Consider the following 14,044-nt stretch of genomic DNA (forward strand, 5'->3'; position numbering starts at 1 on the left):
GAGAGGCGCGATAGACCGTTGCGAGGCAGCATGACCGAGAAAGAGCAAGAACCCCGGCGTTTCAGGACCCTGTTCATTTCTGACGTTCATCTGGGATCAAAGGCCGCAAAGACCGATTATCTCCTCGATTTCCTGCGGGTGAGCGAAGCGGAGACGATCATCCTCGTCGGCGATATCATCGATGGATGGCGGTTGAAGCGCAGCTGGTACTGGCCGCAAGCCTGCAACGACGTGGTCCAAAAGCTGTTGCGCAAGGCGCGCAAGGGCAGCCGCATCATCTACATCCCCGGCAACCATGACGAGTTCATGCGTGACTTTCCGGGCGTCCATTTCGGCGGTATCGAGGTGGCCCAGCGCCATATGCACGAGGCAGCCGACGGCCGCAAATACCTGGTGCTGCATGGTGACGAATTCGATGTCGTGGTGCGCAACGCGCGCCTGCTCGCCTATCTCGGCGACTGGGCCTACGATACCGCGATCGTCATCAATATCGGACTGGCCGCCATCCGCCGCCGTCTTGGAATGCCTTATTGGTCGTTTTCTGCCTGGGCGAAGCTGCAGGTCAAGCATGCGGTGAACTTCATCGGCGAATTCCAGCGGGTGGTAGCTGACGAAGCTCGCCGGGAAAATGCCGATGGGGTCATCTGCGGTCATATCCATCACGCTGTGATGGAAGACATCGGCGGCATACGCTACATCAATACCGGCGATTGGGTGGAAAGCTGCACGGCAATTGCCGAGCATCACGATGGCACGATGGAACTGATTACCTGGCGGGAACTGAGCAACGTACCTGCGGTGCGCGAAGACACGGCCGAAGTGGAAATGTTGATGGCGCGGGCTCTTTCGCAACAGGCGGCATAATACCGCAGGGGTTGAAGAGTGTAGGGAAAACTAGCGGCTGGCGCTGCTCTTGGCTGCCGTGATAAATCATGGACGCAACTGTCAGGTCCTTCCATGATTCCGTCATCTCCGCCTCCCTTTCGCGAGGAAGCGCCGCGCTATTTCGTGCCGCGTATCGCCTTGCTCTTCTGCGCGCCGCTCGTCGTTAACGGGTTTGCCATGCCGTATTTTCCGGTCTGGCTGAGCACTCTGTCACTGAGCGATTTCGAAATCGGCATCATCCTTGCCGTGCCGATGTTCGTGCGCGTCATCACGGCACCGCTGGTCGGGTTGCTGGCGGACAGGATCGGCGAGCGGGCGGAAGTGCTGATCTGGTCGGCGGTGCTGTCCTTGCTGACGGCGCTGGCGCTGTTCGTCTCCCACAGTTTCTGGTTCGTGCTGATCATCTATGCCATCCAGGGCGGCGTCTATGCGCCCTACGTGCCAATCGTCGAGGCCATCGCGCTAACTGGTGTGCGGCGGTGGGGCTATGATTATGCCACCATGCGTGTCTGGGGCTCTGTCGCCTTTATCGGGGCGACGATGCTGGGCGGGGTGATGATCGGCCTCTATGGTGGCTCGATGGTGCTGCCGGCGATGGCTGGCGGCTTCCTGCTGATGATTGCTCTGACCTTCATCGCGCCGCGCGTCGGCAAGCCGCGCCGGCCCTCGACGCTGACGACGCTGACAGAAGCGCCGCCGAAGGCCCTGCGCAAACTCGATCTGCAACTGCTTTTGATCGGTGTGACGCTGGTCAACGGCAGCCACGCGATGCTGTTCGCCTTCTCGGCGATCTACTGGCAGCATATCGGGTTTACCGGCACCGAGATCGGTCTTCTCTGGAGCGCCGGTGTCGCTGCTGAAGTCGCGATGTTCTTCTGCGCCAAGATGATCATCCGGCGCTTCAGCCTGTGGACGATGATCTTTTCGGGCTGCGTCCTTGCGGTCGTGCGCTGGATCATCTTTCCGATGGATCTCGGCTTCGGCGGCTATTTCGCCCTGCAGTGTTTCCACGCCTTCACCTATGCCATCATGCATACGGGCATGCAGAACATTCTGGTGCAGCGGGTTCCGGAAGAGCAGGAATCCTCGGCGCAGGGGCTGTATTTCTTCTACACTGGCGTGTTCTCGGCGATCTTCACCTTCACATCCGGCTATTTCTACACCTGGTTCGGTGTTCACGGCTTCTATTCGATGTCCGTCGTTGCCTTCATTGGCTGCTGTTCCGCCTTTGCTGCGTGGCATCTTCAGCCCCAGAGGGCGGGCAGAGGCGGAAAGACCAGCGAATCGGCGTAGCGCAGGCCGGGCTCGCGGTCTCGGGCCAAAAGCAGCGGGCCGTCTAGATCGACGAAATCGGCACCTTGCGCCAGAAGCACCGCCGGTGCCATGCCGAGCGAAGTGCCGACCATGCAGCCGACCATGATCTTGAGGTTGAGCGTCCGGGCCGCGTCGCGCATGCTCAGGGCTTCGGTCAGACCGCCGGTCTTGTCGAGCTTGATGTTGACCGCATCGTAGAGGCCCGCAAGATTTGGCAGGTCTTCGGTCTTGTGGACGCTTTCATCGGCGCAGACGGGAACCGGGCGATGGACCGAGGCGAGCAGGGCGTCCTGCCCGCCGGGCAAGGGCTGTTCGATCAGGGCGACACCCGATTCGGCGCAGACATCAAAGTGATAAGTCAGATTGGCTTCGCTCCAGCCTTCATTGGCATCCAGAATGATGGCGCTGTTCGGGGCGGCTGCCCGCACCGCACGGATGCGCGAAGCGTCGTCGGGCGTTCCGACCTTGATTTTCAGCAGCGCCCGATGGGCATATTGTGCTGTCTGCGCGGCCATCGCCTCCGGTTCGCCCAGCGAAATCGTGTAGGCGGTGGTGAGCGGCGCCGGTTCGGCAAGTCCGGCCAGCGCAAAGGCGCGGCTACCGGATTTTTTCGCATCCAGATCCCAGAGCGCACAATCAACGGCGTTGCGCGCCGCACCGGCCTTCATGGTTTGCCGCAGTTTTTCGCGGTCAATGCCAGCCTCGATCTGCGGCCGGATCGTCTCGATCTCAGCGAGCACGCTGTCGATGGTCTCGCCATAGCGCCCATAGGGGACACATTCGCCCATGCCGGAGAAGGCACCGTCCGAAATTTGGCAGGTGACCACGGAGGCGGTGGTCTTGCTGCCGCGCGAAATCGTAAAGCTGCCGGCGATCGGGAAATGTTCGGCGACGGTTTTCATTTGGCGGGTCATGGCTTTCTCCTGTGGCTTCCATATCTCAGCAGCCAACCGTTTGATCCGGAAACGTTTCAATCGGTGACAGACCGGGCTCTAGCGGCTATGAGTCGCTGACGTTTTATCAAATGCAGCCATCTCCGGAAGACCAAACAGACGTGACGCGTTCCCAAGTGAAAACCGAAACCGACGTGCAGCTCGCGGAAGCTGACGATGGCAGCACCCGGGCTTATCGGTTCAGCGGCGATTGGCGCAGTGTATCCATTCATCTGGCGACGCCGAAGCTGGATGCGTTCGCAGCCAAGGGTGGCGAAGCGGGCGAGGTCGATCTGAGCGAGGTCACCGCCATGGATACGGCGGGCGCCTGGGTCATCCGGCGTTTCATGACGCAGGTCGGCAATGTGAAGCTGACAAGCGACAAGCCACGCTATCTCGAATTGATGAACGCATTGCCGGAGAAACTGCCCGAACCGGCGGCCGACAAGAAGAAATCCGGTTCGCTTTTCGTGCGCATTTTTACGCCTGTCGGCAATTCGGTCGTCTCCGCCTGGGAAGACACTGTCGCGGCCATGTTCATTCTCGGGTCCGCCGTTCGCGGCGCGCAGCTGAAGCTTGGCCGCCATAGCGGCGTGTCGCCGGCGGCGATCGTCAACCAGATCGATCGCATGGGCGTCCAGGCGGTGCCGATCATCCTTTTGATGTCGTTCCTCATCGGTGCGATCATTGCCCAGCAGGGTGCGTTCCAACTGCGCTATTTCGGCGCGGAGCTCTTCGTCGTCGATCTGGTCGGCATTCTTCAATTGCGTGAAATCGGCGTGCTCTTGACCGCGATCATGATTGCTGGCCGTTCCGGCAGTGCGATCACGGCCGAGATCGGCTCGATGAAGATGCGCGAGGAAATCGATGCACTGAAGGTAATGGGGTTGAGCCCGATCGGCGTGCTGGTGTTTCCAAGGCTGGTGGCGCTGACCGTGGCATTGCCGCTTCTGACCATCATCGCCAATTTTGCTGCCTTGAGTGGAGCCGCCGTGGTGGCCTGGAGCTATTCCGGCATTACCTTCTCCACCTTCCTCGCGCGTCTTCAGGAGGCGGTAGATTTTTCGTCCGTTCTCGCCGGTATGATCAAGGCGCCGTTCATGGCGCTGATTATCGGCGTCGTCGCTGCCGTCGAAGGCTTGAAGGTGGGTGGCAGCGCCGAATCGCTCGGCAAGCAAGTGACGCAGTCTGTGGTGAAATCGATCTTCGTGGTCATTCTTGTCGATGGCCTGTTCGCGATCTTCTATGCGGCGATCAATTTCTGATGGAAGAGGTTTTGCCGGTGAATCCGAGGGAAGACATGACAGCGGGCGGAACCGGTGAAAACGGCACGGAAGTCATCCTGTCGGTGAAGGATCTGACCGTCGGTTTTGGGTCGAACATCGTTCTCGACAAGCTGAATCTCGATATCTATCGCGGCGAAATTCTCGGTTTCGTCGGCGCGTCCGGCACCGGAAAATCCGTGCTGATGCGAACCGTGTTGCGACTGTTGCCACGCCGGTCGGGTTCGATCCAGATTCTTGGGGTCGAATATGATGCGGTCAGCGAAGAGGAGCGTATGGCGCTCGACATGCGTCTCGGTGTCTTGTTCCAGCACGGCGCGCTGTTTTCCTCTTTGACGGTCAAGGAAAACATCCAGGTGCCGATGCGGGAATATCTGAACCTGCCGCAGGAACTGATGGATGAACTGGCGCGGCTGAAGATCGACATGGTGGGACTGGCGCCGGAAGCGGCTGACAAGTTCCCTTCCGAATTGTCCGGCGGCATGATCAAGAGGGCGGCTCTGGCGCGTGCGCTGGCGCTTGATCCAGACCTCGTCTTCCTCGATGAACCAACCTCCGGGCTCGATCCGATCGGGGCGGCGGAGTTCGATAACCTGATCGCCAAACTGCGCGACACCCTGGGATTGACCGTGTATATGGTGACTCACGACCTCGACAGCCTGTTTTCGGTCTGTGACCGGATTGCAGTGCTCGGCAAGAAGAAGGTTCTGGTCGAAGGCACGATCGCGGACATGCTGGCCTGCGACGACGAGTGGGTGACGTCCTACTTCCAGGGCAAGCGTGCGCGTTCCATCGTTCGCGACGACGAAAAGTTGGTTTCCTGACAGCGCTCAGTCACTCAGCCGCTGCACGAAAAATTTGATTGAAGCAAGGAGCCGCGTTGGCGGCGTCCCCCAAGGGTACCGGTAGCAATGGAAACAAAAGCCAATTACGCCATCGTCGGGTTTTTCACGGTCGCCGTCATTTTCGCGGCTTTCGGCTTTGTCTATTGGATGTCCCAATATGGCCGCAGCGGCGAAATGGCGGAACTTGTCATCAGCATTCCGGGTTCAGCCAATGGCTTGAGCGTCGGGTCTCCGGTGCGTTTCAACGGTATTCCCGTCGGTTCGGTACGCAGCCTGGCCATCAATTCCAACGATCCACGCTATTCGGTTGCCGTGACCGAAGTGTCTGCTGATGCACCGGTGTTGAAATCGACGACGGCGACCCTGGAAATCCAGGGGTTGACCGGCGCCGCCTATATCGAACTCAGCGGCGGCAACAAGGGTGAAGAGAATATTCTGCGCAAGGCACTGGACACCGGAACGTCAGCACAACTGACCGCCGACCAATCCAGCGTTACCAGCCTTCTGGCCACCGCCGACAAGATTCTGGACCGCGCCAATGATGCGATCGGCGACATCCAGGGGTTCGTCAAGGATGTTCGCGGGCCGTTGACCAATACGATTTCCAATGCCGACCGTTTCACCAAGTCGCTGGCCGATAATTCCGAAGGAATCGATCAGTTCCTGAAGAGCGTCAGCGCGCTGTCGACTTCGATCACAGCTGCGGCCGGTAAGCTTGATTCGACGCTGTCCGCGGCAGATATTCTGGTGAAATCGGTCGATCCGAAGAAGATCGACCATATCGTCAGCAATGTCGAAAAGATGAGTAATGACTTGAGTGCTGCGTCCACGGGCGTGGCCGATACAATTGCCTCGTTCAAGAAGACGGCGGAAACCTATGAGCGGTTCGGTGAAAAAGCAACGGCTTCTCTCGACCGAGTCGATACGTTGATCGCTTCCATCGACCCGCAAAAGGTGACCGGCGTCGTCAATGACGTTTCTGCCGCTAGCGCCGATGCTCGCAAGGCGGTTGCTTCGGTTGCCGATTTCGCCGAGCGGATCAAGGGCCGCCAGAATGATATCGATCAGACCATCACCGACGTCACCCAGATGGCCAGCAAGCTGAATGCCGCGTCCAGCCGCGTCGACGGGATTCTCGTCAAGCTCGACGGTTTCCTCGGCGATGCCGATGCGCCGTCCCTGTCGGCTGATGCCCGCGCGACGCTCGAATCCTTCCGCAAGGTTGCCGACAACCTGAATGCCCAGATAGGCCCGATCGCCGAAAACCTGAAGCGCTTCTCCGGCTCGGGCCTGCGTGATATCGAGGCTTTGGTCAGCGATACGCGCCGGACGGTCAATACGCTTGATACGACGATCTCGACCTTCGACAAGGATCCACAGCGGCTGTTGTTCGGTGGAGAAACGGTCAAACAGTATGACGGACGCACGCGCCGCTAAATCAAAGCTGCGGCGCGGTTAGCCGAAGCAGGAATTGCTGCTGCCGGTGCTGGCGAATCGGGTATTGCTTCCATTGGCATGATGTTTGCGTGGCAAGGCTGCAAGCCTGGGCGGTTTTTTGCCGTGTCTGCGCTGGCGTGACTGCTTTTTTGGCTTGTTTTGACCGGGTCAGCCTCTACGTTGCTGCTGATTGGCGAAGGATAGTGTTTGAAATGAATTTTCCCGGTGTGTCGTTTGGTCGAAAGGCAGGTTTGGTCCGGGCCTGTTTTGCATTCCTTCTCCTCGCCGCGCTTTCCGCCTGCGCCGGCAAGGCCAACAACGACACCTATAGCCTGTCAACGTCGCCTGTTATCGAAGGTCCGTCGTCAAGCCGCAAGCAAATCCTTGTTCCAGAGCCGACCGCGCTGAAAGCGCTCGACAGCGATCAGGTGGTGATCCGGCTATCAGGTTCGGAAATCCAGTATCTCGCCAAATCGCAATGGAGCGACCGCCTGCCGAAGATGGTGCAGGCAAAGCTTGTCCAGGCTTTCGAGAACACTGGCAAGATCGGTGGCGTCGGAAAGCCGGGCGAGGGGCTTGCTATCGACTACCAGGTGATCACCGAAATCCGGTCTTTCGAAATATCGACAGCAGGTGCGGATACCGCCGTTGTCGAGATTTTCGCCAAAATCCTCAACGACCGCAACGGCACCGTCGGCGCGCAGAAGGCGTTCCGCGCGACTGTTCCTGTTCGTGGTAGCGGAGCGCCGGCATTTGTCGCTGCCCTTGATGGCGCATTTGCGCAGGTTGCCGGCGAAATCGTCGGCTGGACGCTGAAGGCGATCTGATCAGGCAACCGCGATCCGGTTGACGATTTCGGCCACGCCTTCGACCGTTCGCGCCGCTTCTTCCGCGCGCTCGGCTTCCTCGATGCTGGCGACAGCGCCGCTCAGCACAATTGTATTTCCTTTCGAGACCACCACAACATCCGAGGCATCGAGCCCGTCCACCGTGGCCAGGCAATTGGCGACCCGTGTTTCGAGGTCTGCCTGATCTCCCTCGAAAAATTCCTCCGGGGTTTTTCCGAAAAAAGTGCGCTCCTTGAAAACCATGGCTGCGTTCTCCGATCCGTCTACTGGCCGATAACGCAGCGGAAACGCTTTTGTTCAGCTCTGTTCCATTCGAAACAGCGCGGATAAGCGGTGCGTGAGATCGTTGGGTCACTGGATGAGACGAACTCATCAGGAGCCAACAGAGGGAACATCAATATGCGCAAGCTCATCATCTCCGCCGCCGTCGCAGTCCTCGCCGCCGTCTCGTTTGCCGCACCGTCGCAGGCCGGCGGCCATCACGGCCATCATCACGGCGGTTTTTCAATCGGCTTCTACAACACCGGCTATTATGGCGGTGGTGGCTATTACGGCGGCGGTTATTACGAACCGTCCTGCTACATCAAGAAGGTGAAGCGCTGGGACAAGTGGGGCAACCTGCATATCCGCCGCATCAAGATCTGCGACTGACACCCACGCACCAGACACAAAAAATCCGGCCGTTTACGCGGCCGGATTTTTGTTTGTGCAGGGATATTGCTCTCAGGGCCAGCGGACCACGGGCGGCAGCGACGACAGGATCGAATCGACGTTTCCGCCGGTTTTCAGGCCAAAGATCGTGCCGCGGTCGTAGAGCAGGTTGAACTCGACGTAGCGGCCGCGGCGGACCAGCTGTTCGTCGCGGTCTTCCTCGGTCCAGGGTTTGTTGAAATTGGCGCGCACGATCTTTGGATAGATCAGGCTGAACGCCTTGCCGACGTCCTGGGTGAAGGCCAAGTCAGCCTCCCAGCCGCCCTTTTCCTCGTCAGAATGCAGCCAATCGTAAAAGATACCACCGGTGCCGCGTGGTTCGTTACGGTGCTTCAGGAAGAAATACTCGTCGCACCATTGCTTGAAGCGGGTGTGGTCGGCAACCGGGTGCCGCTTGCACGCAATCTCCATGCCCTTGTGGAACAGCATCGTATCCGGATCGGTCTGTGTCCGGCGGCTGTCGAGCACAGGTGTCAGGTCCGCACCGCCGCCGAACCAGTGGCTAGTGGTGACGACCATGCGGGTATTCATATGCACGGCCGGGACGTTCGGATTGACCGGGTGGGCGATCAGCGAGATGCCGGAGGCCCAGAAGGTGGGGTCCTGTTCGGCACCGGGAATCTGGCTGCGGAATTCCGGCGAGAATTCGCCGTAGACGGTCGACGTATGGACGCCGACCTTTTCGAAGACGCGGCCTTCCATCATCGACATGCGGCCGCCGCCGCCCGCACCCTGGTCGCGCACCCAGTCCTTGCCGATAAAACGGCCTGGCTCGCGATCGGAGAGCGGGCCGGTCAACTCGTCCTCGATGGTTTCGAACGCGGTGCAGATGGTATCGCGCAAGGATTGGAACCAGGCGGTGGCTCTGGCTTTCTTGTCTTCGATATCCGCGGGCAATCCCTGCGGCAGGTTGGGTCGTTCCATGAAAGTAATCCTGTTTGGCGGAGCCTGAAGCGGCAAAGAGCGCGCCGATTCGCATATTGTCCGACAGTTCATATTTTTGCCACGGCTGCAACGGCGCAGAGATAAGCGGGGCAGTCTGCCGCAGATGCCCCTGTTGTGATTCCGACTCGCAAAAGCAGGAATATCTCCCTATCTTGATCATAGAGGCTCGACTGGTGAAAGGTGAGCTCATGGCAAGGATCCCGGCAGGCCCGCCGCTCGACGGCCTGAAACGTCAGATCGACCGGCATCGCAGCGGCAATCCGCGCGGAAATGACGGGCTGTTTGTCCGCGAGACATTCAGGCTCGATCGCACCGATGCGCGCCAGAAGGCGCAGGAATGGTTCGATGCCTGGCCGAAGGCCGCCTATTGGACCGAAGTGGAGAGCTGGCGCCAACTCGATGGCGGCCAGATCGAATTCACTATGCGGCGTCTGCCGAGTGCCGATTGACGTCTCAGTCTGGTGATCCCTTGATGCAGGCCGCCGCTTCGTCCTGCTCCTCGCCTGCATGCTCGATGAGATAGGCGCCGGTACCTTTTTCAGACAGTTCGTCATAGGGGTTGCGCAGCGGACAGTCGCGCATCGACAGGCAGCCGCAACCGATGCAGGACGTCAGCTGGTCGCGTAACGCGGTGAGCTTGGCGATGCGCTCGTTCAGATCGGTCTTCCAATGTTGCGATAGGTGCTCCCAGTCGCTCGCCAGCAATTGCCGGTCGTTCGGCAGGGCGGAAAGCTCCTTTTGAATGTCTGCCAACGGAATACCGGTGCGTTGGGCGATCTTGATGACGGCGATGCGGCGTAGGACGCTGCGGGGATAGCGGCGCTGGTTTCCCCGGCTGCGCATGCTCTGAATCAAACCTTTGGCCTCATAGAAATGCAGCGTCGAAACGGCGACGCCGCTGCGTGTGGCGACCTCTCCCACAGTCAGTTCGCGGCGCGGCAGATCGGTACGATTTTTTTCCGGCATGTCTATTGACCTCAACTTTAGTTGAGGTTCTATACCATGTGCTCCATCGCATCTACAACGGAGCTTTCGCAGACATGAACGAGAAAATGACCATCGCCGTCGTCTATGGCAGTGCACGGCAAGGCCGCTTCTGCGACACGGTCGTCAACTGGACCTTGACGGAATTGTGGGCCGAAAGCGGTTTTCGCATCACGCTCATCGACCCTCTTGAGCTCAAGGGAACGGCCGGGGATGCGGCGCTGAACGCCGAAGCGCTCGAGGAAAAGATCGCCGAGGCCGATGCGTTCATCATTGTCACGCCGGAATACAATCACGGCTATCCGGCTCCGCTCAAGGAGTTGATCGACAGTTGCTATGAGCCCTGGCACGCAAAGCCGGTCGGTTTCATTTCCTATGGTGGCGTCTCGGGTGGGCTGCGGGCCGTCGAGCAGTTGCGCCAGGTCTTTGCCGAATTGCATACGGTCACCATCCGCGACACGGTCAGTTTTTCCAATGTCTGGGCGCAGTTTGATTCGGCCGGCAATCCCTTCAAGGCGGCGGAAGCCAAGGCCGGACTGATGGTGATGCTGCGGCGGCTGAAATGGTGGGCGAGGGCGCTGAAGACTGCCCGGGCCGAAAACACCTATAGCGGAGTGGCGGCGTGATGTCAGGCCGGCAAGTCTAACCGTTGACCTGCCGGATCGCTTCACCGGCGATCATTGCCACCGACATGGCGACATTCAGCGACCGCTGCCCCTCGACCATCGGCACGATAATGCGTCCATCGGCCTTGTCGTGAACGTGATCCGGTACGCCTGCGCTTTCGCGGCCGAAAAGCAGGGTATCGTTCGGCTGGAACGCAAAGCGGGTGTAGCGCTCGGCGGCCTTGGTGGAGGCGAGCACCAATCGACGGCCCTGCGCGAGCCTCTCAGCTTCGAACCGCTCCCAGTTGACGTGGCGTGTCAGCGTAACCGCGGCGATATAGTCCATGCCGGCGCGCTTGAGGTTCTTGTCCGAGAGATCAAAGCCCGCGGGCTCGATGATATCGACGGCTAGTCCCAGGCATGCGGCAAGGCGCAGGATCGTCCCGGTATTGCCGGGAATATCGGGCTGGTAAAGGGCGATGCGGAGCGAATGTGGCGACATATCAACAAGTCTTATGGGGTTCATCAATGGCCGTAATCAATCTGTGCCGTAATGGCAACAGAATCCTGATTGAGACAAAAATGACGAAAAAAACGCCAGCGGCAATCTGGCGTACAGGCGCAAATCACTCTATGTCTTGCTGCATCTGCAACGCGAACCATAGGAGGCTTACATGGATATTCGAATGACCAACAGCCTCCAGGCTGTGCCTCCAGTCCTCTTGGACTGACCGGTTTCGCGCTTTTCCTTTTTTGCACTATTGCGCACGACCGCCCGCTTTCCGGACGAACACGTCTCGTGTGCAAGATTGAGCTGTTTTCCGGTTTTTAATTTCTGATCGATGAATGCGGGTCTTCCCGCCTTCCTTCACTGGATTCCTGAAGGAGCTTATAATGTTCGGCTGGTTTGAATCCCGCCTCAATCCCTATCCCGTCGAGGAGCCTACGGTTCCGCCTCAGGGGCTATTTGCATTCTGCTGGCACTATACCAAGCCGGCGGCCCCCTGGTTGCTGACCATGTCGGTTTGCACCATGCTGATCGCGATCGGCGAAGTGGCGCTGTTCCAGTTTCTCGGCAATGTCGTCGATTGGTTGTCATCGGCCAAGCAGGATACGTTCCTGCAAAGCGAAGGCACCAAACTGATCTGGATGGGCGCGCTCATCCTGATCGGCCTGCCGACGGTTGTCGCCATCGATTCCGTCATCATGCACCAGATTCTGCTCGGCAATTATCCGATGATCGCGCGCTGGCAGATGCATCGTTATCTGCTGCGGCAGGGCATGACCTTCTTTGCCAACGAGTTTGCCGGCCGTGTCGCCACCAAGGTGATGCAGACGTCGCTTGCCGTGCGCGAAACGGTGATGAAGATCCTCGACGTCTTCGTTTATGTCGTTGCCTATTTCATCTCAATGCTTGTTGTCGTTGCGGCGGCCGACTGGCGGCTGCTTGCGCCTCTGGTCATCTGGATCATCATCTACGTCTGCATCGTCACGTACTTCGTGCCGCGCCTGCGCAAGATCTCCAAGGATCAGGCGGATGCGCGCTCGATGATGACCGGCCGCGTCGTCGACAGCTATACCAATATCGCCACCGTCAAGCTGTTCTCGCATGCCGGCCGCGAAGAGGTGTATGCCAAAGAAAGCATGGATGCGTTCCTGCAGACTGTACATCGGCAGATGCGCAAGGTGACGCTGTTCCACGTTCTCGTCTATACGAACAACTGCATCGCGCTGTTTGCGATCTCGGCGCTTGGCATCTATTTTTGGATGACCAGCGGCATGTCGGTCGGCTCGATCGCCATTGCCGTGTCGCTCGCCATGCGTATCAACGGCATGTCGCAGTGGATCATGTGGGAAGTCTCGGCGCTGTTTGAAAACATCGGCACCGTCTATGATGGCATGAGCATGATGACCAAGGCGCATGACATCGTCGACAATGACGATGCCAAAGTGCTGAAGGCGCCGCAGGGGGCCATCGCGTTCGAAAACATCGGTTTCCACTACGGCAAGAACAAGGGCGTGATCGAAAACCTCTCGCTCGCTATCAAGCCGGGTGAGAAGATCGGTCTGGTCGGACGCTCAGGCGCCGGCAAGACGACGCTGATGAACGTGCTGTTACGCTTCTACGATCTTGAATCCGGCACGATCCGCATCGACGGGCAGGACATTTCCAAGGCAACGCAGGACAGCCTGCGCGCGCAGATCGGCGTGGTGACGCAGGATACGTCGCTGCTGCACCGGTCCATCCGTGACAACATTGCCTATGGTCATCCGGAAGCCGACGATGCAGCCATCATCGCCGCCGCCAAGCGGGCCAATGCCTGGGACTTCATCGAGTTGCTCGAGGATAACCAGGGCCGCAGGGGGCTCGATGCGCAGGTCGGCGAACGCGGCGTCAAGCTCTCGGGCGGCCAGCGCCAGCGGATCGCGATTGCTCGTGTCTTCCTGAAGGACGCGCCGATCCTGATCCTCGATGAGGCGACCTCGGCGCTCGATTCGGAAGTGGAAGCCGCGATCCAGGAAAACCTGTTTGCCCTGATGAAGGGCAAGACGGTGATCGCGATCGCTCACCGCCTGTCGACGCTGACGGAGATGGACCGGCTGGTCATTCTTGAGGCCGGCAAGATCGTCGAGACCGGCAGCCATGCCGAGCTGGTCAGCCATAGCGGTCTTTATGCCGATCTCTGGTCGCGGCAGTCCGGTGGCTTCCTCGCCGAGGATGGGGATGCGGCAAACCAGAAGGAGGAGGCGGCCGAATAGGCCGCCTTCGAACTTTCCACATGGTATCTCCCGGAACGATCGGCGTGAGCGATATCGGTTTTGAATTTGACATCCTGATCCAGGGTGAGCGAACGGAGGCTTTCGATGCCTTCGCCGCTGCCAATCCGGACTGGGGATGCCGCTACGGAAAGAACGGCGGGTTCCTCGCCGAACCGCCGCAACTGGCCACCGGCGAGCCGTGTGCGCGTACGTATGTGGCGCTGCATGTCGATGCCTATGCGGCCCAGATTTCGGCACTGCGGGCTCTCGGACATGGCCACGCTATTCGCATCGCTGTGTATTTTGACAGTATGACGGTGCCGCCCTTGTGCCTTGGCCTCAAACCCTCGACCATGGCGCTGGTTTCAGCGCTTGGCTATGAAGTCGAATTTTGCCTTTATCCTTGTGCAGACCACGATGACGACGGAAAATCAGACCTCAATCCCACCTTGGGAACATGACGGATTTGTAATCGAAATCACCGGCGCCTGCGGC

The 14,044-nt window shown here is 59.2% G+C and carries 16 protein-coding genes; 11 read left to right on the top strand and 5 right to left on the bottom strand.

The window, feature by feature from the left end; all coding sequences use genetic code 11:
* Nucleotides 1-30: 30 nt before the first annotated feature.
* Nucleotides 31-864, top strand: a complete 834-nt coding sequence (locus tag ASD36_RS14470) for a UDP-2,3-diacylglucosamine diphosphatase (protein ID WP_060505577.1) — start codon at nt 31-33, stop codon at nt 862-864.
* 93 nt (nt 865-957) lie between these two features.
* The gene (locus ASD36_RS14475) at nt 958-2,178 is read left to right on the top strand and encodes an MFS transporter (protein ID WP_060505576.1); all 1,221 of its coding nucleotides are present in this window, start codon (nt 958-960) and stop codon (nt 2,176-2,178) included.
* Here ASD36_RS14475 and dgcA read toward each other — a convergent pair.
* Complete coding sequence (dgcA, locus tag ASD36_RS14480) at nt 2,130-3,113, bottom strand: N-acetyl-D-Glu racemase DgcA (RefSeq protein WP_060505575.1); 984 nt, start codon at nt 3,111-3,113, stop codon at nt 2,130-2,132. The genes ASD36_RS14475 and dgcA overlap by 49 nt on opposite strands.
* A 140-nt stretch (nt 3,114-3,253) precedes the next feature.
* Here dgcA and ASD36_RS14485 point away from each other — a divergent pair, with 140 nt between their 5' ends.
* The 4 genes from ASD36_RS14485 (at nt 3,254) to ASD36_RS14500 (ending at nt 7,523) form a co-directional block, all read left to right on the top strand.
* A complete protein-coding gene (locus tag ASD36_RS14485; protein ID WP_060505574.1) occupies nt 3,254-4,396 on the top strand; it encodes an ABC transporter permease in 1,143 nt (380 codons plus the stop codon).
* A 35-nt stretch (nt 4,397-4,431) separates the two neighbouring features.
* Entirely contained in the window at nt 4,432-5,238 is an 807-nt protein-coding gene (locus ASD36_RS14490) for an ABC transporter ATP-binding protein (RefSeq protein WP_060505652.1), read from the top strand.
* 87 nt (nt 5,239-5,325) lie between these two features.
* Nucleotides 5,326-6,696, top strand: coding sequence for an MlaD family protein (locus ASD36_RS14495; RefSeq protein ID WP_060505573.1), 1,371 nt, complete (start codon nt 5,326-5,328; stop codon nt 6,694-6,696).
* A gap of 212 nt (nt 6,697-6,908) precedes the next feature.
* The gene (locus tag ASD36_RS14500) at nt 6,909-7,523 is read left to right on the top strand and encodes an ABC-type transport auxiliary lipoprotein family protein (RefSeq protein ID WP_060505572.1); all 615 of its coding nucleotides are present in this window, start codon (nt 6,909-6,911) and stop codon (nt 7,521-7,523) included.
* Here ASD36_RS14500 and ASD36_RS14505 read toward each other — a convergent pair whose 3' ends face one another.
* Nucleotides 7,524-7,787, bottom strand: a complete 264-nt coding sequence (locus ASD36_RS14505; RefSeq protein ID WP_060505571.1) for a BON domain-containing protein — start codon at nt 7,785-7,787, stop codon at nt 7,524-7,526.
* A 156-nt stretch (nt 7,788-7,943) separates the two neighbouring features.
* Between ASD36_RS14505 and ASD36_RS14510 the strand changes: the two genes are divergently transcribed.
* Nucleotides 7,944-8,195, top strand: a complete 252-nt coding sequence (locus ASD36_RS14510) for a hypothetical protein (RefSeq protein WP_060505570.1) — start codon at nt 7,944-7,946, stop codon at nt 8,193-8,195.
* Nucleotides 8,196-8,267: 72 nt separating this feature from the next.
* Here ASD36_RS14510 and hemF read toward each other — a convergent pair whose 3' ends face one another.
* Entirely contained in the window at nt 8,268-9,179 is a 912-nt protein-coding gene (hemF, locus tag ASD36_RS14515; protein WP_060511005.1) for an oxygen-dependent coproporphyrinogen oxidase, read from the bottom strand.
* A gap of 209 nt (nt 9,180-9,388) precedes the next feature.
* On the opposite strand from hemF, the gene ASD36_RS14520 reads away from it, so the two are divergent.
* Complete coding sequence (locus ASD36_RS14520; protein ID WP_060505568.1) at nt 9,389-9,649, top strand: hypothetical protein; 261 nt, start codon at nt 9,389-9,391, stop codon at nt 9,647-9,649.
* Nucleotides 9,650-9,653: 4 nt separating this feature from the next.
* Here the strand turns inward: ASD36_RS14520 and soxR are convergent, their stop codons facing one another.
* Entirely contained in the window at nt 9,654-10,166 is a 513-nt protein-coding gene (gene soxR, locus ASD36_RS14525) for a redox-sensitive transcriptional activator SoxR (protein WP_060505567.1), read from the bottom strand.
* Nucleotides 10,167-10,240: 74 nt separating this feature from the next.
* Between soxR and ASD36_RS14530 the strand changes: the two genes are divergently transcribed.
* On the top strand, nt 10,241-10,810 hold the full coding sequence (locus ASD36_RS14530; protein WP_060505651.1) for an NAD(P)H-dependent oxidoreductase: 570 nt from the start codon (nt 10,241-10,243) through the stop codon (nt 10,808-10,810).
* A gap of 16 nt (nt 10,811-10,826) precedes the next feature.
* Here the strand turns inward: ASD36_RS14530 and ASD36_RS14535 are convergent, their stop codons facing one another.
* Nucleotides 10,827-11,291, bottom strand: a complete 465-nt coding sequence (locus ASD36_RS14535) for a tRNA (cytidine(34)-2'-O)-methyltransferase (RefSeq protein ID WP_060505566.1) — start codon at nt 11,289-11,291, stop codon at nt 10,827-10,829.
* A gap of 392 nt (nt 11,292-11,683) precedes the next feature.
* On the opposite strand from ASD36_RS14535, the gene ASD36_RS14540 reads away from it, so the two are divergent.
* Together ASD36_RS14540 and ASD36_RS14545 are read left to right on the top strand one after the other, a co-directional pair.
* Entirely contained in the window at nt 11,684-13,549 is a 1,866-nt protein-coding gene (locus ASD36_RS14540) for an ABC transporter ATP-binding protein (RefSeq protein WP_060505565.1), read from the top strand.
* A gap of 44 nt (nt 13,550-13,593) precedes the next feature.
* Nucleotides 13,594-14,010, top strand: coding sequence for a hypothetical protein (locus tag ASD36_RS14545; protein WP_156393859.1), 417 nt, complete (start codon nt 13,594-13,596; stop codon nt 14,008-14,010).
* Nucleotides 14,011-14,044 lie beyond the last annotated feature (34 nt).

This window comes from Rhizobium sp. Root1334, assembly GCF_001426665.1.
Taxonomy (GTDB): Bacteria; Pseudomonadota; Alphaproteobacteria; order Rhizobiales; family Rhizobiaceae; genus Pararhizobium.